We start from the raw sequence: 21,386 nt of genomic DNA, 5'->3' as shown, positions 1-21,386 counted from the left end.
GGTTGTGATGTCTGAATCGGATAACCCAACCCGGACAGAGGGCCGCCGCGCATTCCTCAAGAACGTCGCCGTGGCCAGCGTCGCCACCGGTTTTTCCGGCGTAGTGGGTGAGACGCTCGCACAAACCACCTCCTCAACCACACCGACGAGCGCAGCCTCGAAAGCGGCTACCGCCTCCACCACGTCCCTGAACAGGCAGTATGCAGACTTCCTGAATTTCGCCGACGCACAGGATTTCGAGGATGCGAAACGTGGGCTTGTCGCGACCCTTCCCGAGCCAGTCGTCATACCGGGCCCTGGAGGCGTCAATGCATGGGATCTGCAGCAGTTTGCATTCGTGAGCGGCGGCCCCGAAAACAATGCGCCGCCAACCGTGAATCCGAGCTTGTGGCGTAACGCCAAACTCAATATGTATCACGGGCTGTTTCAGGTGATCGACGACATCTGGCAGGTGCGCGGTTACGATCTTTCCGTCATGAGCATCATTCGCGGCGATCACGGCTATATCGTGGTGGACCCGTTCATCACCACGGAAGTCGCGTCTACGGTCTGGAAACAACTCGTCATTCCGCATCTCGGCGACAAACCGATCACGCATGTGATCTACACGCATAGTCACGTCGATCACTACGGCGGCGTGCGCGGCCTCGCGAGCGACGAAGACCTGAAGTCGGGCAAGGTGCAGATTGTGGCGCCGACCGGTTTCACCGAAGCCGCCGTGGGAGAGAACGTGATTGCCGGCAATGCGATGGGCCGTCGCGCCAGTTTCATGTATGGATCGCTGTTGCCGCGCAACGCCACAGGCATTGTCGATGGCGGGCTGGGCAAGACAACGTCGGTCGGTACGATCACGCTCGCAGTTCCGACGATATTCGCCGAAAAGACCGGCCAGAAGCTCACGCTCGATGGCGTGGAGATCGTGGTGCTGATGGCGCCCGAATCGGAAGCGCCTTCGGAATTCATGTTTTACGTGCCGAAATACAAGGCATTCTGCGCCGCGGAGGATGCGACGCATACGCTGCACAACCTCTACACACTGCGCGGCGCGAAGATGCGCGATGGCCTGCTATGGTCCAAATATCTCCAGACCGCAATCGACATGTTCGGCGACGATACCCAGGTGCTTTTCGCGTCCCATTACTGGCCGACCTGGGGAAACGACCGGATCATTCCATTCCTGCGCGCGCAGCGCGATATGTTTCGCTACCTGCACGACCAGACATTGCGCATGGCCAACAAGGGCATGACACCGCTCGAGATCGGCGAAGCCATGCGCCTGCCGGACACGCTCGCGAAGCACTGGTATTGCCGCAGCTATTACGGCACGGTCTATCACGATGCCGTCGCGCAGTACAACCTGCGCCTGGGCTTCTTTGACGGCGTGCCGGCGAATCTGCATCGTCTGCCCCCTACCGAGGCAGGAAAGCGCTACGTCGAATTCATGGGTGGATCGGCCGCCGTGCTGAGCAAGGCGCATGGCTATTTCAGCAAGGGCGAATATCGCTGGGTCGCCGAGGTCGTCAATCACGTGGTGTTTGCCGAGCCGCAGAATACGGCGGCGAAGCAGCTACTCGCCGATACCTATGAGCAACTGGGCTATCAAGCCGAATCGGCTTCGTGGCGCAACTTCTATCTGACCGGTGCGATGGAATTGCGTCAAGGCGTGCGGCAATTGCCTGCGCCACAACCGCAAAGCCCGGACACGATCCAGGCAATGCCGCTCGACATGTTCCTCGATTATCTCGGCATCCGTCTCAATGGCGATCGCGCGACAGGAAAGACAGCGTCATTCAATCTCGTACTGACCGACACAAAGGAAAACTACGTGCTCGGCGTCGAAAACAGCGCGTTGCACTATTCGCGCAACACCAGCACCCAAACGGCCGATGCCACGGTCACAATGGCGCGCGCCGACCTCAACGACATCATGATGGGCAAGACCAACATGCAGAAGCTCGTGATGGGAGGCAATGCAAAAATCGACGGCAACAGCCAGAAGCTCGGTGAATTCGTTTCCTGGCTCGATACGTTCGACTTCTGGTTCAACATTGTCACGCCCTGAGGAACGACCATGTGCGCAATCTGCGAATTCAAGATCGAATTCAGCATCGGTCATCCGCTGGCGTTGAGCGTGGCGGTGGCGACGCGAAAAGCCATTGAAGCGGGTCTGGTCGATGCCATGGAATCCGAGGACGGCGCGCTCGCGGCGGCACGCAAGCGGCTCTCAGCCGTCGAGGCGCTCAACCTGCTGCAGACTCGCATCGAGTCTGTTCATTCTGAAGATGCGCTGCTCACGCTGCCGGACTTCTACGTGTTGTTGATCGAGGACGATACGTGGGGCTTCTTTCACGCGACGACCGATGGCTTCGATCCGGACATCATTCCGGATCTGCCGGATGTAACCGCTACGGACGACGCAAAACGCAGCAATGTCGTGGTGGTATCGGAAGCCGCATTACGTGCGTGGATAGCGGGTCATTTCGACATGTCCTATGCCATCGACGCGTCGCTATTCGTGATCGACGCGCCTGATGTGCAGGCCAAGTGTCTCGTGCGAATGCTCACAACCGCCGATGCGCAATCGACGATGGCTTGAGTGCTAAGCATCGCTGAAATATTCACGGACATACATCCTGTACTATGGACACGAGAGACAGGATTTCCCCAGTCTTCGTATCGAATGGAATGCTCCGATGATCACGGTTATTACGTCGTTTCAGTTCCCTGAGCCCGTTACCCGCGATGAAGCGCGAAGTCTTTTTCTCAAGGCGGCGCCGAAGTATCGCGATGTGACGGGCCTTTTCCGTAAATACTATATTCTTTCGGAGGACGGAACCGCAGGTGGTGGCGTCTATCTGTGGCACTCTCGCGCGGAAGCCGAGGCGATGTACACGGAAAGCTGGAAGGCAATGGCGCGGGAAACATATGGCGCGGATCCTTTGGTCACGTACTTTGAAAGCCCGATCGTCGTTGATAACGTCACGCACGAAATTCTGTCTGATGAGTAGCCGGTGTTTCTCGGGGAGCCTTTGAATGGAAAGTCAGCAATGCAAAGCCGTCATGTTCGACTTCGATCTGACGTTGGCTGACTCGTCAGAGGGCATCGTGGAATGTACGAATTACGCGTTTCGAATGATGGGCGTTTCGGGAATCGAGCGCTCGATGATTTATTCGGTCATTGGCCTACCCTTGCAGCGCATGTTTCAAACGTTGACGGGAAACGAATCGAGCGAGCGCGCAGAAGAGTTTGCGCGTCGCTTTGTTGAGCGCGCCGATGAAGTGATGGTGTCGTCGACAAAGATCTATCGTGAAGTGCCTGCGCTGTTTGAGCAATTGCAGCGTCGCGGCATGAATGTGGCGATCGTGTCGAATAAATTCCGCTATCGAATCGAGTCGATTCTGAATACCGCAGGCTTGCGGCCGCTTGTCGACGTGATCGTAGGGGGAGAGGACGTACATCGCCACAAACCGCACCCCGACGCCATTGTGCTGGCGTTGAGCCATCTGCACGTACCCGCCGCTTCAGCGATGTATGTTGGCGATCATCCTGTCGATGCTGATGCGGCGCGCGCCGCAGGTGTGAGTTTTATCGGCGTATTGAGCGGCACGATGTCGGGCAAAGATTGGTCCGCCAGGGGCGAGCGTTGCGTAAAAGAACATATCGGAGACGTGGCGCAGTTGATACGCCAATCAGAACGCGGGTAGCGCGAGAAGCGCAACGTGATGCCCAACACGCCGAATGCGTTCCGCGTGCGCAAAACATCGGCGATTAAAACCGTTTCGCCACGAAGCCGTGTGTCTTCGCACCCCACGCGACCGCGAAACCGAGCAGCAACATGCCGAACGTCACCCACGGAATCACGTCTACGCCGGCGGTCGCGAGCAGTACGCCACCCAGCGCGCCGCTGCCCGCATAGCTGAGATTGAATACGGTGACGAGCATCGCCTGCGCGACATCGGCTGAATCTCCGGCTGCGTCGGCGAGTGCGGTCTGCAGCAGCGTCGGCTGACCGCCGAAACAAAATCCCCATACCGTGATACCGAGGCTGATCGCAACGGCGGAGTGTCCGCAAAGGCCGAACGTCAACGCGACAGTCGCGAAGGCGCCGAGTCCGATGAGCATCAGCGCGCGCAGCCACCGGTCGACCAGTACACCGACAACGCCGATACCAACAATGGACGCGATGCCGAACAGCAACAGCATCGTGTCGAGCCGCGCGCCCGGCACGCGGGCAGCGAGGAACGGCGCGATGTACGTGAACAGGATGTAATGCGGCACTATCCACGTCATCAGCACGAACAGGACAGGACGCACGCCGGGGATGCTCAACGTCCGGCGCAGTTGCAGCGGTTGACGATGGCTTTGTCCGCTAAAGTCCGGCAGCGTTCGGTGCGACCACACCATCAGCACGACGCTCGCGGCCGCCATGCCTGCGAAGATGAAGCGCCAGCCAAGCAGCGGCCCGAGAAACGCGCTCAGTGGCACGCCCAACGACAGCGCAACAGGTATTCCCATCATGGCAATGGCCAGCGCTCGCCCCTGTTGCGACGGCGAGACCATGCGCCGCGCGTAGGTGGCGAGCAGACTCCACGCGAGGCCGGTCGCGAGCCCGACGGTGAGGCGCGCTATCAACGTCAGCGGGAACGAGACCGATACGGCGGTGATCGCATTGCAGACGAAAAAACCGGCGAGCACGAGCATCAGCACGCGTCGTCGCGACCAGCCGCGCAGCGCGGCACTGAGTGGAATCGCGGCGAGGCCGGAGCCGAGCGCACACGCGGTAACGAGCTGCCCGGCCCAGGCCTCGCTGATGCCGAAGCCGCCAGCGAGTTGCGGAAGCAGACCCGCAGGCACACTCTCGTTGGCTGTGGCAATCGCGCTTGCTGCCGTCAATGCGAGCAAGCCGGACAGCGGTAAGGCATCGGCGGATTCACGGGGCGCGCTGGCTACGACAGGACGGGTATCGACGGGATTCACGGTGGCCTCGAACAGCGATCTCAGAGGCACACAGGATGCGGGAATCTGCTAGATTTGATAATTGGCTTTGTTTTTGAAATATATTCAAATCCACATTAAATATGGCAACGGATCGACTCGGTGACTTGCAGCTCTTTGTGGAAGCTTCGACGCTTGGCAGCCTCTCTGCAGCCGGGCGCAAACTCGGCCTGTCGCCTGCCGCAGCCAGTGCGCGTCTCGGCAAACTGGAGACCGTGCTGCGGACCAGGCTCTTCGATCGCACGACGCGGCAACTGCGCCTGACCGACGAGGGCCGCGTCTATCTCCAGCATTGCCGGATCGCCTTGCAGGCACTGGCCGATGCTGAAACGGCACTCGACGTGAGTCGAACGTCCGTGCAAGGGAAGCTGCGCATTTCGGCGTCGACCGACTTCGGGCGCAATCTGCTCAGCGACTGGCTGGATGAGTTCACGCGGAGGCATCCACAGGTTCGGATAGCGCTGACCTTGACCGATTCCCTGTCGAATCTGGTTCAGGATGATATTGACCTGGCGATCCGCTTCGGCGTCCCCGACACGTCGTCTGGCCTGATTGCGCGCCGGCTTGCGCCGAATTGGCGTGTCCTGTGCGCGTCGCCCGATTACCTGGCGCGCAACGGCGAGCCGGACACACCCGATGATCTTGCGGGACATGAATTCATTGTGCTCGTCACCAACAACGGGCCACTTAACGAATTTCATTTCGCGCGCGGCGAGCAGCGTTGGACATATTCGGTCGCCATGGACCGCGCGTGGGAAACGAACGACGGCGCGCTTGTCCGTCGCTGGGCGTTGGCCGGGCATGGAATCACGCGCAAGACCATCTGGGATGCGGCTGCGGACTTGCGCGACGGGTCGCTCCAAGTCCTGCTACCCAGCTTTATTCTTCCCGAACAGGGCGTCTATGCGGTTCTACATCGTACGCGCCACACGGTGCCTCGCGTGCGGCTGTTGGTCGATTTTCTGGTCGAGCGATTTGCACAAGCCGGTGACGAACTGGCGGCTCGCTTTAGTGTGGCTTAGGTTTGCAGCGGCGGCATCGGCACGCGTACTTCACTTGCAGCCCGCTTACGGCCCACCGCCAGACGCCATCCCGGGCCCCGATCGTCGAAATGAAACGTTTGCGTGCCCACAACTGCTGTTTAGCCATTGCACGCGCCCCGCCTTGCCGCATATATTCTGTGCGCGCATCTTGCGAAACCGATCAGATAATCCAAAGAATGAAAACTGAGCAAATCGGGGGGACCAATGTCGAATCCAGCCTCTCCCGGCCGACCTCTCAAACAGAGTCAGCGAGCAATCCGGTTCAGCGCACGGCTGCCCGGAAGATCGGCTGCTCCATTTATCTGCTCGACGCCGCCGGATCGATCAAAACCTGGAACACCGACGCCTCGGAAGCCAACGGCTTTGCGCCGGACGAACTCCTCGATCGCCACGTCTCCTGCCTCTATCCCGTCGAGGAACGGCTAGCCGGCGTCCCGGCGCACAACCTGGAAGTCGCGAGAACGACCGGCAAATTCGAGGCCGAAGGCTGGCGCGTCCGCAAGGACGGCACGCCGTTCTGGGTGCATGTGCTCATCGATCCCGTCTACGGCGGCCAGGGCGAACTGCTCGGCTTCGTCAAGCTGATGCGCGATCGCACCGAACAGAACGAGATCTCCCACGCGCTCGAAGAGAGCACGCGCAATCTGGATCTCGCGCTCGACAACATGCCGCACGGCCTGTGTCTGTTCAATCAGCGCGGACGCCTCGTGCTGTCGAACGATCAGTTCGCCCATATCCTCTCGCTGCCCGATGGCGCCGTGCTCGAAGGCATGCGGCTGAGCACGCTGCTGCGGCGCATCGGCGAGAATGCCGGCATCCCGCACGATCAGGTGGCCGCGTGGGTCAGAACGGTACGCACGCAGCTGGTGCGCCGTTTCGAAGCGAATCAGCAGCAGGCGACCATCGAGGTCGCGCGTCTGGGCCGCAGCATCTCGGTCGTGACCCGCCTGCTTTCGCATGGCGGCTGGGTGTCCACGATCGAAGACATGACCGAGCGGCGGATCGCGGAAAAGCGCATCACGCACCTCGCGCATCACGATCATCTGACCGACCTGCCCAATCGTCTGTGTTTTCAGGAACGCCTGTCCGAGCTGGCAGACAACGCATCGGCCGAGCAGCCGTTCGCCCTGCTGTTTCTCGACCTCGACCGATTCAAGGCGGTCAACGACACGCTGGGTCACCATGTCGGCGACGAACTACTCAAGGCCGTCGCCAGGCGACTCGCCGCGACGGTGCGCGCGAGCGACCAGTTGGCCCGCTTGAGCGGCGACGAGTTCGCGATTCTGCAAGTCCCGTTTCGAAGCGTGAACGACGCGGCGGATCTCGCGCAACGCTGCATCGACACGCTCTCCGCGCCGTTCGAAATCGCCAGCAACGAAATCTGCATCGGCGCGAGCGTCGGCATCGTGGTGCATGCACGCGCGGGGATCGACGCGGGCACCGTGCTCCAGCGCGCGGACCTCGCGCTGTACGCGGCGAAACGCGATGGCCGCAAGGGTTATCGCCTCTACGAGAGCGGGATGAACAACCCGATCCGCCTGCGCAACGAACTCGAAGACGATCTGCGGCGCGCACTGCGTGCGAATCAGCTGGAATTGCATTATCAGCCGATTGTCGAGGCGCATAGCGGAATCACCACCGCCTGCGAGGCGCTTCTGCGCTGGCATCATCCGAAGCGCGGTCCGATCTCGCCCGCCGAATTCATCCCGATTGCGGAAGAGCGCGGCCTGATGCCGGAACTCGGCGCGTGGGTGCTGGAGAAGGCGTGCCGCGACGCCGCGCTCTGGCCCGCGCATATTCGCCTGAGCGTCAACGTTTCGCCGGCTCAACTGATTCACGCGGACTTCACGCAGCACCTCGCGAAAGCCCTCACGAACGCGGCGCTTCCGGCGCATCGTCTGGAAGTGGAAATCACCGAAACGGTGCTGCTCGAATCGTCCGGCACCTCGTCGCGCATCCTGAACGAAATTCGTGCGATGGGCGTGGGCGTCGCGATGGATGATTTCGGCAAGGGCTATTCGTCGTTGGGTCTGCTGCAGAGCGTGCCTTTCACGCGCGTGAAGATCGATCGCGGCTTCGTCAACGGACTGGGCAACAATCCGAAATCGGCGGCCATCATTCACGCGATCACCGAACTGTGCCGAAGCCTCGATCTGCCGATCACCGCCGAAGGCGTCGAAACGGGCGATCAGCGGCAAGCGTTGCTCGACGAGCGCTGCCACGAACTGCAGGGGTTCTTCTTCGCGAGACCGGCCCCCGTCATTGCGCTCGACCGTTATCTGAGCGCGTAGGCGCAGTCGAACCCGCGGTTAAGCCACAGCGCTCGGCTCGGTGTTTATGCCCAGAGCATCGTTGCGGAGGAGATTTGTAGAGTTTTGTACAACGTCTAAAGTCAGACGAAATGAATCCGTAATTCTGAGTGAATGTCTGCGCGGCCCGACGTTATATCGCAGCCCCCCACACACCACTCTTAAAAGGATTCAGCGATGTCCATGTCCTCAGTAAACGGTTCGACTTCGGCTTACGACGCGTATTTCAGCTTCGCGCAAAAGCAGTCCACGGCGTCGGACTCGCCCGATCGCGCCACGCTCGAGAGTTTTTCGACCCAGAAAACGGTGACGGCCACCAATACGAGCACCGGCGCGACCGAAACGCAGACGTTGCGCGCGACGCCGCTCGCGGTGGCATGGGCGCCGCAAATGTTCGTGCAGGGCGACAAGAACGGCGACGATTCCCTGTCGCTCGACGAATTCCAGGCGCAACTTTCACGCGTCGGCGTGGGCGCCGACGACGCCAAACAGCTTTTCAGCAGCTTCGACACATCCGACGACGGACAGGTCTCGCTGACCGAGTTCGTGAAAGGCATCAGCAAAAGCATTGCGAGCGGCAACCAGACGTTCAACGATCTTCTGGATTCCTATACAAGAGACGCGAACGGCAATCTGGACCAGACCAAAACCGATAATTTCCTGAGCGCCGGCGAAGGCCTCGCCGACACGTTCTGGAAAAATCTCGGCTAGCCGCCGACAAGCGCCAGCACTTTAACGCTTTAACGCGCGGCGTCGAGTGCGAAGCGGCTCTTCACCGTCGTCAGGAACTGATAGCCCTTGAGCACCACGTCGCGCGGCAATCGCGCGATGTCGGCGGCGGCGGCCTGCGGTGCAATCACGCCCGTGCCCTGGCCCACGGCGATCCAGCTCGTCGCTTCGAAGTGCATGAAGTTGCCGAGGCGATAAGGCTGCAGATCGGCGCTGCGCGGCAGGCGCTGCTGCCAGCACGCTTTGAGCGTCGCATAGGTCGACGGAAACGCCTGCGTGGCGACGTCGCGCCAGAACGGCGTATCACGGCGCGGCACGTCGTAATGCAGACAGAGGAAGTCGCGAATGCCGGTCCAGTCGATCCGGTTGCGCTCGTTGAACGTCGAGATGCTCGATTGCGGCACCACGTACGCGCTGCCCGCCACGGTTTCGCCGAACGTCTGCACCTGTCCGAGCATCTGGCCGATGGACGTGGCTTCCAGCGGCTCGATAAAGCCCGACGCGAGCCCCACCGCCATCACGTTGCCGATCCAGACATCCTCGAAATGCCCGGCCTGAAAGCGGATCGTGCGCGCGGCCTCGACCTTGCCGCCGACACGCGCCTCGATTTCGCGCATCGCTTCGTCATCGCTCAAATGGGCGCTCGAATAGACGTAACCGCAGCCCACGCGCTCCTGCACCGGAATCTGCCACATCCAGCCCGCGTTCATCGCTACCGAGCGCGTCGCGAGATGCGGATTCGCGCGCGGATGCGGCTGATAGAACGGGATCGCGCGATCGTGCAGCAGATGATCGGAGAACGAACGCATCGGCACGCCGTAGGTGCGGCCGAGCGCCAGACGCGCAAAGCCCGACGCATCGATCAGGAAATCGACCGGCACCGGCTGCTCGGCGCCTTCGATGCGCAGCCCCGTGACGTGACCGCGCTCGCTCTCCACGATCAGTTCCTGCACGCTCGCCTCCAGCAGCCTCACGCCGCGTCCCGTGGCGACCTGCTTGAGCCATGCGGCGACGCGGTGAGCGTCGAAATGCATCGAGGTCGGCAGACGCACGCCGAGCGTCGCGCGGGCGCGCAACACCTCGTCCTGCGACGCATTGTTGAGGATCAGCGGCAAGCCGCACTCGGTGTACTGCACACCGACGCCGTTGGCCACGAGCATCGCCCAGTCGACCGGCACGCCGTCGTGCAGGCTGCCGTCGGCCGCATTGGGCGCGGCGTGAAAGAGGTGATAGAACACGTCGTCGTCGCGGCCGGTGTTCCAGCCCACATACTCGAATCCGAGCTTGAGCACCGCGCCCGTCGCTTCGATAAAGGCCGCTTCGTCGATGCCGTAGCGCGCGAGCGCGTGCGGCAGATTCAGAATGCCGCCCTCGCCCACGCCGATGACGTTGACGCGCGGCGACTCGATCACGGTGATGGTGGCCTGCCGGCCGAACAGGCGTTGCAGTTCGAGCGCGGCGAACCAGCCGGCGGTGCCGCCGCCCAGCACCACCAGATTGCGCATGGAGCGAAAGTCGATCATCTCGGGTCCTCGTTTCAGGGAGTGTCGGTGCGTGTCGGTGCTTGTCGGCACGAGTCAGGGCGCGGGTGCGTCGCCGTGCATTTCGCGCAGCAGGTCGTTCAGATGCTCGCTCACGGTCGTGAGTCCCGGCGCGAGCGCCAGCGCTTTGCGGAAGGCGTCGCCGGCTTCGTCGAAGCGGCCGCTCAGTTGCAGCAGCAAGCCCAGTCCGTCGAGCGGCGCGGGCAATTCGGGCGCGAGACGCACGGCCTCGCGCAGCATGGCTTCGGCTTCGACGATACGGCCCGTCTCGCGCAGCAGATTGCCCAGATTGGCGTAGGCCTCGCCGCGCTCCGGCGCGATCGCGATGGCCGCGCGGAACTCCGCTTCGGCCTCGACGCGTTGTCCCTGGCGCGCGAGCAGAATGCCGAGGTTGTTGTGATCTTCCACGCGACCCGGACGCAGTCGCTGCGCTTCGCGTTGCAGCGTGGCGGCCTCGTCCACGCGCCCGGCTTCGCGCACCGCGATCGCGAGGTTGTACCAGGCATCGGCATAGGCCGGCGCGAGCCGGATCGCTTCGCGCAGCGCCGCTTCCGCCCCTCGCGTATCGCCGGCTTCGAGCAGCAGCACGCCGAGGTCGTGACTGGCGCGCGCGTAGTCGGGCTTGAGCGCGATTGCGCGGCGATAAGCGGCCTCCGCCTCGGCGACGCGCCCCGTTTCGCGGTACAGCGTGGCGAGATTGAAGGCGATCTCCGCGTTGTCCGGCAGCAGCCGCTGCGCGTGCAGATAGGCGTCCTCGGCGGCCTGCGCCTGACCTTCGCGATGCAGCAGCACCGCCAGGTTGAAATGCGCCTCGACGAGCGCGGGCGCCGCCGCGATTGCCCCGCGATAGGCGGCTTCCGCTTCCTGCGCCTTGCCTTCGAACGCGAACAGCAAGCCGCGGTTGCAGTGAGTTTGTGCGCTGGCGGCGTCGAGATCGAGGGCGTCGGCGAGCGCCTTGCGCGCCGCCTCGAGCCGTCCCGAGCGCATGGCGTCGAGCGCCGCGATATTGAGCGCATTGACGGCCTGATCCCGCTCGGCCTGCTGCATCTCGTGTGCTGTCATGGTTCGCTCCTTTTCTGATTTCATTGCACGCGCCCGCGCCTCGCGCGCCTCAGCGCGGACGCGCAAGCCATGCAGGCAGCGCCGCCGCCACCTCGTCGATCACGGCCTCCCACGCGCCGCTGCGCGGCTGCCTGAACAGACGCAGCGCGCCGGGATACCACGGCGAATCCGTGCGCGCGCACAGCCAGCGCCAGTCGCTGTCGTCGTTCAGCATCAGCCAGCACGGCGTATCGAGCGCGCCCGCGAGATGCGCCACGGCGGTATCCGTCGTCACCACGAGATCGAGATTGCGGATCAGCGCGGCGGTATCGGCGAAATCCTCGACCTCGCCCATCGGATCGAACGGCCGCAACGTCTCGGGCAACTCGCGCCACTGAGCGCGCTTGAGCGGATCCTTGTGCAAGGATACGAACGACACGCCCGGCACCGCGAGCAGCGCGGCGCATGCGCCGACGTGCGCCAGCGAGCGCTGTTCGTCCATCAGCGCGGCGTGCAGATCGTCGGTGCGCGGTTTGCCCGACGTCAGCACGCCGACCTTGGCCTGCGCAGCGGGCAACGCCGCATCGAGACGCGTGCGCCAGCGCTTGATGCGCGCCGCGCCGACGCTCAGATACGGCAGCCGCGCCTCCAGCGTGTCGAGCGTGACGTCCAGGCGCAGCGGCACGCTCGGCAGATAACACCAGCAATCGGACTGACGCAGATCGATATGGTCTTCGGTCGACTTCACGACATCGACAGCGGCCACGCTTTCGAACAGCGTCTTGAGTTCAGGCGGACACAGTAGCGTGAGCCGCGCGAGACCGCGCGCCTTCAGCGCCGACATGAAGCGCACGAACTGGATCGAATCGCCGAAACCGTAATCGCACAGCACGATCAGACTGCGCCCGGCGAGCGGCTCGCCCTGCCATTCGGGCAGCGCGTCGGCGAGCGCGCTACGGCCCTGCCCCGACGCACGCCGCGCGGTGAAGTATTCGTAGTGCGGCCAGCCTTCGCGATAGCGGCCGAGCTTCAGCAACGTCATGCCGAGTATCAGGCGGCCCGCCGCCAGTTCGGGCGCGAGCGCATAGCCGCGCTGCAGCGCATCGACGGCCTCGTCGAGACGGTTCAGCGTCATCAGCGCGCCGCCTTCGTTGTAGCGGGCCTCGCCGCTATCCGGATCGAGCGCCACTGCTTCGCGAAAGCACGCGAGCGCCTCATCCACGCGCTGCTGCGCCATCAACGCGGAGCCCAGCAGGTTGTACGCCGACGCGCCCGGCCGCGTCGCCACCTCGGCGCGCAGCAGCGTTTCCGCTTCGGCGGCGCGGCGCTGACCGAGCAGCAGACGTGCGAGATTGCTGTTCGCATCGGCGAAATCCGGCTGAAGTTCGAGCGCGCGCCTGAAGCTGCGTTCGGCCTCGCCCGCGCGCCCCGCGAGCAACATCAGATTGCCGAGGTTGTAGTGCGCCTGCGCGAAGCCCGGCGCGAGCGCGATGGCCTGACGCACGCATGACTCCGCCTGCTCGACGCGCTGCGTGCGCAGCATCACTTCGCTGAGGTTGTTATAGGCGTGCGCGAAATCCGGCCGCAGCACGATCGCGCGATGCAGGCACGCTTCCGCTTCGACAAGACGATTCGATTGCAGCGTCAACGTGCCGAGGTTGTAGAACGCCTCGGCCAGCGACGGCGTGACCTGCATCGCGCGACGAAAACTCGCTTCGGCTTCGTCGAGACGGCCCATGCGCAGTTGCACATCGCCGAGATTGTTCCAGGCCGCGCCCAGTTCGGGATCGCTCGCCGCCGCACGGCTGAAATGCGCAGCGGCCGCTTCGAGACGCCCGGCGCGCAGCGCGCCGATACCACGGTGATACTGCGCCCGCGCGAATTCCGGCGACGTCTCCTTCACGGCGCTCAACAAGGATTCGGCCGCGTCGAACTGGCCCGCTTCGAGGCGCTCGCAGCCTTGTGCGTAACGCGCGGCGTCGCTGTCGTCGGGAAGCGTCATAGGCGGCTCCTGTTGCGGTTGCGTGTTCATAGAAGCGTGTCGGCGGTCTTGCGCACCGGCCGGCTCATCAGTTGATCCAGCAGGGCCTGGTAGCTGCGCACGACATCGAGCGAGTCCGGCGCATAGCGCCCGATCAGACGCCGCTGCCAGTCGCGATAGGCCTGCGCCTGAACGTCGTGATGATCCATCGCTTCCATCAGACGTTGCGCGCCGCGCTGCGCGTCGTTGCCTTCGTAGTAATAGCCGAGGTCCGGGCACAGCGACGCGTTGTGAATCAGCGGATAACCCTGCCAGCAGACCTCGAGATAGAAATAGTTCAGCGGATTTTCCAGCTGGTGCGAGATCACGATGTCGGTGTTCTGCGCCAGAAACGCGGGCGTATCGTGGCGGCCCGAAAACACGGCCTTATGACCGCGCACGATGTCGAGCTGATTCATCAGCGCGATAAAGTCGACGTGGTTCTGCGCCATCGTCAGCGCATTCGTGACCTGCAGAATTTCGATGTCGCCGGGACGCGCGCGATACGCCAGCTCCGCGATCAGCACCGGATACAGGCAGTACTTGACGATATTGATGTTCGGCTCCATCACCGTCAGGCGACGCGGGCCCACGCGCGGACGATAAACGCCGCCCTCCGGAAACTCGCGGCTGCGCGCCTCGATAAATTCCGGACTCCAGACAAACGGCACGACGCGCCCGCTCTGGCGGCGCATCACTTCGAGATAGCTTTGCGTGTTACCCGCAACCTGCGGAATGAACCACAAATCGTCGTAACGACGGTTGACGAACAGATTGCCGCCCCACAGCGTTTTGCCGAACATCATCGCTTCGGCGGCGTGGATGTATTCGAAACCGCAGCAGTAAGAGACGAGCCGCACGCCTCGGTCCTTCAGATAGTCCGTGCGTGCGCTGTCGATCTGGCCGCCGAGTTCGATCACCACGTCGAGCTGATCCTTCACGTCGTCGAACGCGCGCGTCGGCCAGCGCGTCAGATCCCACGGCAGCGCCGACGTAATCGGCACGGACGTCGTGTTGACGAGGATCGCGCTCGCCACGCCGGGACAGTGCCGCAGCGCATCGACGAGAAACACGGCGTTCTGCTTGATGCCGTTGTTCCAGAGCGTTTCATCGGTCTGATGCAGGCCGATGGTCACGCCAATCCGCAAACCGCTCATGAAGAATGCTCCACGGCAAACAAGGCGTCGATGGCGTCGCCATAGGCCTTGAGATTGAGTTCGTAGTCGGGTGCCAGCGTGCGCAGAAAAGCCTGCGCGGACGCGCGGTAGGCGTCGAGATTCGCGTCGTGTTCCGCGTATGCGTGCAGCAGCGCCGCGCCGCCTTCCTCGCAATCGAAATCGTGATAGCGGTAGCCGCACGAGCCGATCAGATGCGAGTTATGAATGAGCGGATAGCCGCCGTACAGCGCCTCGTAATACACGTAGTTCTGCGCGTTTTCCCACTGATGCGTCACGACGACGTCGACGCATGTCGACATCATCTGGTGAAACGGAAAACGTCCTTCGAAGGTCGCGATGCCATGCTTCACGATGTCGAGACTCGCAGCGAATCCGGCGAATCCCGCATGCTGTTTCTTGGCCAGCGTGCTGTAGACCCACACATGTTCGAGCGCCTGCGGATTCATGCGATGCGCGGCTTCGCAACACAGCATGGGAATCTCGCTCGTCTTCACCATGCAGATGTTCGGCTCGAAAATGCCCGCGCGCCAGCGACGGCGGCCGGGGCGATAGCCGAAGTGCGCGGGTGCTTCGGCGTTCGCTTTTTCATCGCGTGCCATCGCGCGCTCCAGCACCAGCGGGCTCCAGATGTGCGGCATGATGCGCACCGGCACGCGCATCGCGCTGCGATAGTAAGGCGCGCAAATGTGCTCGTATTGCGGCAGCGTCCAGACTTCGTTGTACGGCGCGCGGCTGATCAGCAGCGCGTTCGGCCGATCGAAAATCATGCGCTCGATGTCGATCACGTAATCGTTGCCGACGCGCATCGAGACGATCTTGCCGCCGCGCTCGCGAAACCCGACGATCCATTCGCGGCTGACCTGCGCGCTCATTTCGATCATCAGGTCCAGTTGTCCGGCCGCTTCCTGCATCGTCATGATTGGCGCGGGCACGTCCTCGACGAGACGCGCCGCTTCCTGAGCGCTGCCGTCGCCGCCGATCACGATATAAACCTGCGCCACTTGCGGAAGCTCGCGCAGCAGCAGCACGAGAAACAGGCAATTCTGGAAGATGCCGTTTTCCCACAGCGACTGACCGCCCTTGCGAACGTGCAGCGAAACGCCGACCTTGAGATTGCGAGGCGTGGAAGGTGTCGTGTTCATGGTGTCGTCCTCACGCGGCCTGCGTGCCCGCGAGCGCGAGCAGGCGCTGCGCGTAGGCATCGAGATTGTGCTGCGCGAACGGGTTCACCGCGTCGAATACAGTTTGCGAGCGGCGGCGATACGCGTCGAGTTGCGCATCGTGTTCGCGATAGGCGCGCAGCAGTTGATGCGCGCCGAGCTGCGCGTCGAAACCCGGATAGTAGTAACCGGCCTCGCCGAGCCACGGCGAGTTGTGCACGAGCGGATAGTCGCCGTAGAGCGCGTCGAGATAGGCGTAGTTCTGCTCGTTCTGCCACTGATGCGCCACGACGGCATCGGCATGTTGACCGAGAAAGCCGACGATATCGTGACGGCCGTGAAAGCGCGCGTGATGCTCGCGCACGAGATCGAGCGAGTTCGCGAGATAGAGCATCGTCGCGTGGTCCTTCATGTGCAGCGTGTTGAGCACGTGCATCACGCTCACGCTGCCCGGCTGCTCGCGCCACGCTTCGTCGCAAACCAGCATCGGCACGCTGCAGCATTTCACGACCGAAATATTGGGCTCGAAAATCGCCACGCGGAAACCGCCTTCGCCGTCACCGGCGCGATAGCCGTATTCGACGCCATGCGCGCGCGCCTGCGCGATCCGCGTACCGACGAACTCGGGATGCCAGATGAACGGCACTTCGTGCACGGGACAACGGTGCAGCGTGCGCATCATCGGAATCAGCGCGCGATCTTTGTGAAACAGCCAGACTTCGTCGCAACGATCGGGGCGCGACGCATAGACGGGCCGGTCGAACGTGGCGGGCTCGACGAGTCCCACGTACGGCTGGCCGCAGCAATAGAACACCACCTTGCAGCCGCGACGGCGCATGAGGTCGAGCCATTTGCTGTCGAGATTGCCCGCGGCCTCGAAGACCACGTCGACGAGATCGGTCGCCTCCTGCTGATTGACGACGCGCAGGCCGCCCGACACCGTATCGACTTCCGGCGGCAACGCGCCTTCGCTGCCGACGTCGATCAGCACGACCGACTGCACGAACGGCAGGCGTTGAAACAACTGGGCGAGAAACACCACGTTCTGACCGAGACCGTTCTGCCAGATGCTTTGTCCCGCCCTGCTCAGAACCGAAATGCCAATGCGCATTGCGCCTGTCCTCCGAAAGCGGCCGGCACCGTGCGTGGCGCCGGCCCGCGCTACATCACCACTGGTACGACGCACCCACGCCCACGGCCGTGCTGCCGGCGCTGATGCCCACCCCCGCCTTCATCTTGATGTTTTGCGTGATGCGTGCGGTGCCGCCGATCGCCATCGCCTGATAGCCGTTGTAGGTCGCCGCGCCGACGCCGATCGCCAGCGTCTTGCCCGGATCGACTTCCGGGATCATCGCCAGCGCCGTTGCCGCCGCGACGCCCGAGTACGCATTGCGCGCCACGTCGTTGACCTGCTGGTTGACGCCGCTGATCGCATTGTTCAACTGGCCCACGTTCGCCGCGTCGGTGGCGTTCACGCCCGGCGCGACGTTGACGACGCGCCGCTCGTTGCCGACCGAACCGACCGACACCGTGTTGTCCTCGGTCGCCACCGAGCCCGCGCCCAGCGCCACCGAATTCGTGCCCGTTGCCTGCGCGCTCGCGCCCACCGCCACCGAGTTGTTGCCCGACGCCAGCGAGTTCGAACCCACCGCCACGGTCGGATCGGCGACCGCCTGCGCGTTGTAGCCGATCGCCACCGAACCTTCGTAGCTCGCGGTGGCGCGGAAGCCGACCGCCGTGGTGTTGGCCGCCGCGGCCTGCGCGTTCGAACCGTACGCCGTGGCGCCGTTGCCTTGCGCCTGCGAGCACAGCCCGGACGCCGTGGCGTCGACACCCGAGGCCGACGAGCAGCCCGTCGCGTTGACGTTAGTAATCGTCTCGCCGCTGCCGCCTTGCGTCTGCACCGTGCCGTTGGTGTTCATGCCACCAATCAGCGTACCGGAGAATGCCGCGCCTTGTTCGTTGGCGGACTGCACCATGTCGACGAGCGGCGTCACCGACGACATCGTGGTCGAGAGCGAGCTCACGCTGGTCGACAACGACGCGATGCCGGTCGAGGTCGAACCCGAGAGCGCCGCGATGCCCGTCGAGGTCGACGTGGACAGCGTGTCGAGGCTCGTCGAGAGCGAACTCATGCCGGTCGACGTCGACGTGGACAGCGCGTCCACCGTGGTCGACAGCGAACTCGTCGCGGTCGAGAGCGAGCCGACGCCGCTCGCGGTCACGCCCACGCTCGTCGACAGACTGTCGAGCGCCGTGTTGGTCGTATCGAGACCCGTGGACAGCGACGCCAGACCGCTCGACGTCGACGACGACAGGCTCGACACCGTGCTGTTGGTCGTCGACAGCCCCGTGGACAGCGAATCGACGCTTTGCGAAGTGGACGTCGAGAGGCTGCTCAGGTTGCTGTTGGTCGCGTCGATGCTGGTCGACAGCGAACTCATGCCCGAGGACGTCGTGGTCGAGAGACTGTCGAGACTGCTGTTGGTCGCATCGATGCTGGTCGACAGCGAACTCATGCCCGACGACGTCGTGGTCGAGAGACTGTCGAGATTGCTGTTGGTCGTATCGATGCTCGTCGACAGCGAACTCATGCCCGACGACGTCGTGGTCGACAGGCTCGCGACGTTGCTGTTGGTCGTATCGATGCTGGTCGACAGCGAACTCATGCCCGACGACGTCGTGGTCGAAAGGCTCGCGACGTTGCTGTTCGTCGTGTCGATGCTGGTCGACAGCGACGCCGTGCTCGTCGAGGTCGACGTCGACAGGCTCGCGACGTTGCTGTTGGTCGTGTCGATGCCCGTCGAAAGCGAGGCGATGCCCGTCGAGGCCGACGCCGAGAGCGTGACGACCGTGGTCGACAGATTGACGATGCCGGTCGAGAGCGACACGATGCCCGTCGAGAGCAGGTTGATCCCTTCCGAGGTCGACACGGACAGGCTGTTGAGATTGCTGTTCGTGGTGTCGATGCTCGTCGAGAGCGAGTCGAGGTTGTCGGCGGTCGAGCTCGACAGGCTGCTCAGATCGCTATTGGTCGTGTCGAGTCCCGTGGACAGCGAATCGACGCCGGTCGACAGCGAGGCGACGCCCGTTGAAGTCGACGTCGACAGCGTGTCGATGCCGGTAGAAAGCGACGCCGCGCTCGTCGACGAAGACACCGAGAGGCTCGATACCGTGCTGTTGGTCGTGTTCAGGCTGGTCGAGAGCGACAGTTCGCTGGTCGACGACGAAACAGACAAGCTCGCCATCGCGCTGTTGGTCGTGTCGATGCTGGTCGACAACGAGGACGTGGTGGTCGCCGTCGAAGACGACAGGCTCGCGATGCTGCTGTTCGTCGTGTCGATGCCGGTGGACAACGAGGCGACGCTCGATGAGGTCGACGTTGAGAGCGTGTCGATGCTGGTCGATGCGGACGACGACAGGCTCGTTAAGTTGCTGTTGGTTGTGTCGATACCCGTCGAGAGCGAGGCCACGCTCGTTGAGGTTGAGGTGGACAGTGTATCGATGCCGGTCGATGCGGAAACCGACAGGCTCGTTACGTTGCTGTTCGTTGTGTCGATGCCGGTCGACAGAGAGGCAACGCTCGTCGAGGTCGAGGTCGACAGCGTGTCGATGCCTGTCGAGAGCGAAGTCATTCCCGTCGCAGTGGACGACGACAGGCTCGCGACGGTGCTGTTCGTCGTGTCGATGCCGGTGGACAACGAGGCCACGCTCGTTGAGGTCGAGGTCGACAACGTGTCGATGCCGGTCGATGCGGATGACGACAGGCTCGCGACGGTGCTGTTCGTTGTATCGATACCAGTGGACAGCGAGGCAACGCTAGTCGAGGTCGAGGTCGACAACGTATCGATGCCCGTTGAAAGCGACGCCGCGCTCGTCGATGCGGACGACGACAGGCTCGTCACGTTGCTGTTCGTTGTGTCGATACCGGTCGACAACGAAGCCACGCTAGTCGACGTCGAAGTCGACAATGTATCGATACCCGTGGAAAGCGATGCCGCGCTCGTCGAGGCGGAAGACGACAGGCTCGTCACGTTGCTGTTCGTCGTGTCGATCCCAGTGGACAACGAAGCCACACTAGTCGACGTCGAAGTCGACAACGTGTCAATACCAGTAGAAAGCGAAGCCGCGCTCGTCGATGCAGAAGCCGACAGGCTCGTCACGTTACTGTTCGTCGTATCGATCCCGGTTGACAACGAAGCCACGCTCGTCGACGTCGACGTCGACAACGTATCGATGCCCGTGGAAAGCGACGCCACACTCGTCGATGCAGAAGCCGACAGGCTCGTCACGTTGCTGTTCGTCGTGTCGATCCCAGTGGACAACGAAGCCACGCTAGTCGACGTAGAAGTCGACAGCGTATCAATACCTGTAGAAAGCGAAGCCGTGCTCGTCGATGCAGACGACGACAAGCTCGCAACATTACTGTTCGTCGTGTCAATGCCAGTCGATAACGAAGCCACACTCGTCGACGCAGAAGTCGACAGCGTATCGATACCCGTAGAAAGCGAAGCCGTGCTCGTCGACGCGGAAGACGACAGGCTCGTCACGTTGCTGTTCGTCGTATCGATCCCAGTGGACAACGAAGCCACACTCGTCGACGTAGAAGTCGACAACGTATCAATACCCGTAGAAAGCGAAGCCGCGCTCGTCGAAGCGGACGACGACAAGCTCGCAACATTACTGTTCGTCGTATCGATGCCAGTCGACAACGAAGCCACACTAGTCGACGTAGAAGTCGACAGCGTATCGATCCCCGTAGAAAGCGAAGCCGCGCTCGTCGAGGCGGAAGCCGACAGGCTCGTTACGTTACTGTTCGTTGTGTCGATACCGGTCGACAACGAAGCCACGCTCGTCGACGTAGAAGTCGACAGCGTATCGATACCCGTAGAAAGCGACGCCGTGCTCGTCGATGCAGACGACGACAAGCTCGCAACATTGCTGTTCGTCGTGTCGATCCCAGTGGACAACGAAGCCACGCTAGTCGACGTAGAAGTCGACAACGTATCGATACCCGTAGAAAGGCTCACGTTGCTGGTGCTCAACTGCGAGACCGTCACGGCGTCGGTCGGCGCGGAGCCGTCCGCGACATTGGTGATACGGCGCGTGCTCGTCGCGCTACCCACCGAGACTTCGCCGCTCGGCGCGGCCTGGCCCGTCATGTAACCGGTGCCGGTCGGCGCCGCCGCGCCGGTCGTGCTGCCGGAGCCGATCGCCACGCTGCCGCTGTACTGCGCGCTCGCGCCCGTGCCGATGGCGATCGCATCGGTGGTCGCCGCGCTCGCGGTCGAACCCAGCGCAATCGCGCCATTCGCCGACGCCGTCGAATTCATGCCGAGCGCCAGCGCGCCGTCGCCGTTCGCCAGCGT

16 protein-coding genes and 1 pseudogene are annotated in these 21,386 nt (G+C 62.9%); 9 read left to right on the top strand and 8 right to left on the bottom strand.

The genetic code is table 11. From position 1 onward, the window contains the following. Positions 1–373: 373 nt before the first annotated feature. The 4 genes from G3N97_RS06990 (at position 374) to G3N97_RS06975 (ending at position 3,705) form a co-directional block, all read left to right on the top strand. Complete coding sequence (locus G3N97_RS06990) at positions 374–2,062, top strand: alkyl sulfatase dimerization domain-containing protein (RefSeq protein WP_346778031.1); 1,689 nt, start codon at positions 374–376, stop codon at positions 2,060–2,062. 69 nt (positions 2,063–2,131) lie between these two features. Further along, entirely contained in the window at positions 2,132–2,596 is a 465-nt protein-coding gene (locus G3N97_RS06985) for a hypothetical protein (protein WP_346778030.1), read from the top strand. Positions 2,597–2,693: 97 nt separating this feature from the next. Then, the gene (locus G3N97_RS06980; protein ID WP_205992602.1) at positions 2,694–3,008 is read left to right on the top strand and encodes a hypothetical protein; all 315 of its coding nucleotides are present in this window, start codon (positions 2,694–2,696) and stop codon (positions 3,006–3,008) included. 25 nt (positions 3,009–3,033) lie between these two features. Beyond that, entirely contained in the window at positions 3,034–3,705 is a 672-nt protein-coding gene (locus G3N97_RS06975; protein ID WP_241030438.1) for an HAD family hydrolase, read from the top strand. Between the two features lie 64 nt (positions 3,706–3,769). Here G3N97_RS06975 and G3N97_RS06970 read toward each other — a convergent pair whose 3' ends face one another. Then, on the bottom strand, positions 3,770–5,008 hold the full coding sequence (locus tag G3N97_RS06970) for an MFS transporter (protein WP_346778029.1): 1,239 nt from the start codon (positions 5,006–5,008) through the stop codon (positions 3,770–3,772). A gap of 71 nt (positions 5,009–5,079) precedes the next feature. Between G3N97_RS06970 and G3N97_RS06965 the strand changes: the two genes are divergently transcribed. The 3 genes from G3N97_RS06965 to G3N97_RS06955 all read left to right on the top strand — a co-directional run bounded on the left by G3N97_RS06965 (position 5,080) and on the right by G3N97_RS06955 (position 9,059). Next, positions 5,080–6,018: a LysR family transcriptional regulator gene (locus tag G3N97_RS06965; RefSeq protein WP_205992561.1), complete on the top strand. Its 939-nt coding sequence runs from the start codon at positions 5,080–5,082 to the stop codon at positions 6,016–6,018. Between the two features lie 197 nt (positions 6,019–6,215). Continuing rightward, a complete protein-coding gene (locus G3N97_RS06960; protein WP_205992559.1) occupies positions 6,216–8,330 on the top strand; it encodes an EAL domain-containing protein in 2,115 nt (704 codons plus the stop codon). A 201-nt stretch (positions 8,331–8,531) separates the two neighbouring features. After that, complete coding sequence (locus G3N97_RS06955) at positions 8,532–9,059, top strand: EF-hand domain-containing protein (RefSeq protein WP_205992558.1); 528 nt, start codon at positions 8,532–8,534, stop codon at positions 9,057–9,059. A gap of 29 nt (positions 9,060–9,088) precedes the next feature. Here the strand turns inward: G3N97_RS06955 and G3N97_RS06950 are convergent, their stop codons facing one another. The 7 genes from G3N97_RS06950 to G3N97_RS40130 are packed head-to-tail and all read right to left on the bottom strand — an operon-like array spanning position 9,089 to position 19,175. Continuing rightward, entirely contained in the window at positions 9,089–10,600 is a 1,512-nt protein-coding gene (locus tag G3N97_RS06950) for a tryptophan halogenase family protein (protein ID WP_205992556.1), read from the bottom strand. A 54-nt stretch (positions 10,601–10,654) separates the two neighbouring features. Beyond that, entirely contained in the window at positions 10,655–11,680 is a 1,026-nt protein-coding gene (locus G3N97_RS06945) for a tetratricopeptide repeat protein (RefSeq protein WP_205992555.1), read from the bottom strand. Positions 11,681–11,729: 49 nt separating this feature from the next. Beyond that, entirely contained in the window at positions 11,730–13,661 is a 1,932-nt protein-coding gene (locus tag G3N97_RS06940) for a tetratricopeptide repeat protein (protein WP_205992554.1), read from the bottom strand. A gap of 26 nt (positions 13,662–13,687) precedes the next feature. Beyond that, complete coding sequence (locus G3N97_RS06935) at positions 13,688–14,836, bottom strand: DUF2827 domain-containing protein (protein WP_205992552.1); 1,149 nt, start codon at positions 14,834–14,836, stop codon at positions 13,688–13,690. Next, positions 14,833–15,999, bottom strand: coding sequence for a DUF2827 domain-containing protein (locus G3N97_RS06930; RefSeq protein WP_205992551.1), 1,167 nt, complete (start codon positions 15,997–15,999; stop codon positions 14,833–14,835). Before G3N97_RS06930 ends, G3N97_RS06935 begins: the two co-directional genes overlap by 4 nt. 10 nt (positions 16,000–16,009) lie before the next feature. Then, on the bottom strand, positions 16,010–17,128 hold the full coding sequence (locus G3N97_RS06925) for a DUF2827 domain-containing protein (RefSeq protein ID WP_205992550.1): 1,119 nt from the start codon (positions 17,126–17,128) through the stop codon (positions 16,010–16,012). 55 nt (positions 17,129–17,183) lie between these two features. Beyond that, positions 17,184–19,175, bottom strand: coding sequence for a YadA-like family protein (locus G3N97_RS40130; protein WP_346778028.1), 1,992 nt, complete (start codon positions 19,173–19,175; stop codon positions 17,184–17,186). On the opposite strand from G3N97_RS40130, the gene G3N97_RS39325 reads away from it, so the two are divergent. Continuing rightward, positions 19,066–21,183 carry a hypothetical protein gene (locus G3N97_RS39325; RefSeq protein WP_241030437.1) on the top strand — a complete coding sequence of 706 codons (2,118 nt, stop codon included), beginning with the start codon at positions 19,066–19,068 and terminating at the stop codon, positions 21,181–21,183. The two genes, G3N97_RS40130 and G3N97_RS39325, sit on opposite strands and share 110 nt — an antisense overlap. A gap of 3 nt (positions 21,184–21,186) precedes the next feature. Continuing rightward, positions 21,187–21,386 (top strand): annotated as a pseudogene (locus tag G3N97_RS39320) (hypothetical protein); the annotation flags it as partial.

Origin of the sequence: Paraburkholderia sp. Ac-20347 (assembly GCF_017104805.1) — a bacterium.
Classification (GTDB): Bacteria; Pseudomonadota; Gammaproteobacteria; order Burkholderiales; family Burkholderiaceae; genus Paraburkholderia; species Paraburkholderia tropica.
The sequence above is the reverse complement of the archived record's forward strand: the minus strand, read 5'-3'. Positions and strand labels throughout refer to the sequence as shown.

What these genes read in the sequence shown, in the direction of transcription:
- G3N97_RS06980 (WP_205992602.1), top strand. Translation starts at nt 2,694, where the DNA reads ATGATCACGGTTATTACGTCGTTTCAGTTCCCTGAGCCCGTTACCCGC.
- G3N97_RS06975 (WP_241030438.1), top strand. Translation starts at nt 3,034, where the DNA reads ATGGAAAGTCAGCAATGCAAAGCCGTCATGTTCGACTTCGATCTGACG.
- G3N97_RS06965 (WP_205992561.1), top strand. Translation starts at nt 5,080, where the DNA reads ATGGCAACGGATCGACTCGGTGACTTGCAGCTCTTTGTGGAAGCTTCG.
- G3N97_RS06960 (WP_205992559.1), top strand. Translation starts at nt 6,216, where the DNA reads ATGAAAACTGAGCAAATCGGGGGGACCAATGTCGAATCCAGCCTCTCC.
- G3N97_RS06955 (WP_205992558.1), top strand. Translation starts at nt 8,532, where the DNA reads ATGTCCTCAGTAAACGGTTCGACTTCGGCTTACGACGCGTATTTCAGC.
- G3N97_RS06950 (WP_205992556.1), bottom strand. Translation starts at nt 10,600, where the DNA reads ATGATCGACTTTCGCTCCATGCGCAATCTGGTGGTGCTGGGCGGCGGC.
- G3N97_RS06945 (WP_205992555.1), bottom strand. Translation starts at nt 11,680, where the DNA reads ATGACAGCACACGAGATGCAGCAGGCCGAGCGGGATCAGGCCGTCAAT.
- G3N97_RS06940 (WP_205992554.1), bottom strand. Translation starts at nt 13,661, where the DNA reads ATGACGCTTCCCGACGACAGCGACGCCGCGCGTTACGCACAAGGCTGC.
- G3N97_RS06935 (WP_205992552.1), bottom strand. Translation starts at nt 14,836, where the DNA reads ATGAGCGGTTTGCGGATTGGCGTGACCATCGGCCTGCATCAGACCGAT.
- G3N97_RS06930 (WP_205992551.1), bottom strand. Translation starts at nt 15,999, where the DNA reads ATGAACACGACACCTTCCACGCCTCGCAATCTCAAGGTCGGCGTTTCG.
- G3N97_RS06925 (WP_205992550.1), bottom strand. Translation starts at nt 17,128, where the DNA reads ATGCGCATTGGCATTTCGGTTCTGAGCAGGGCGGGACAAAGCATCTGG.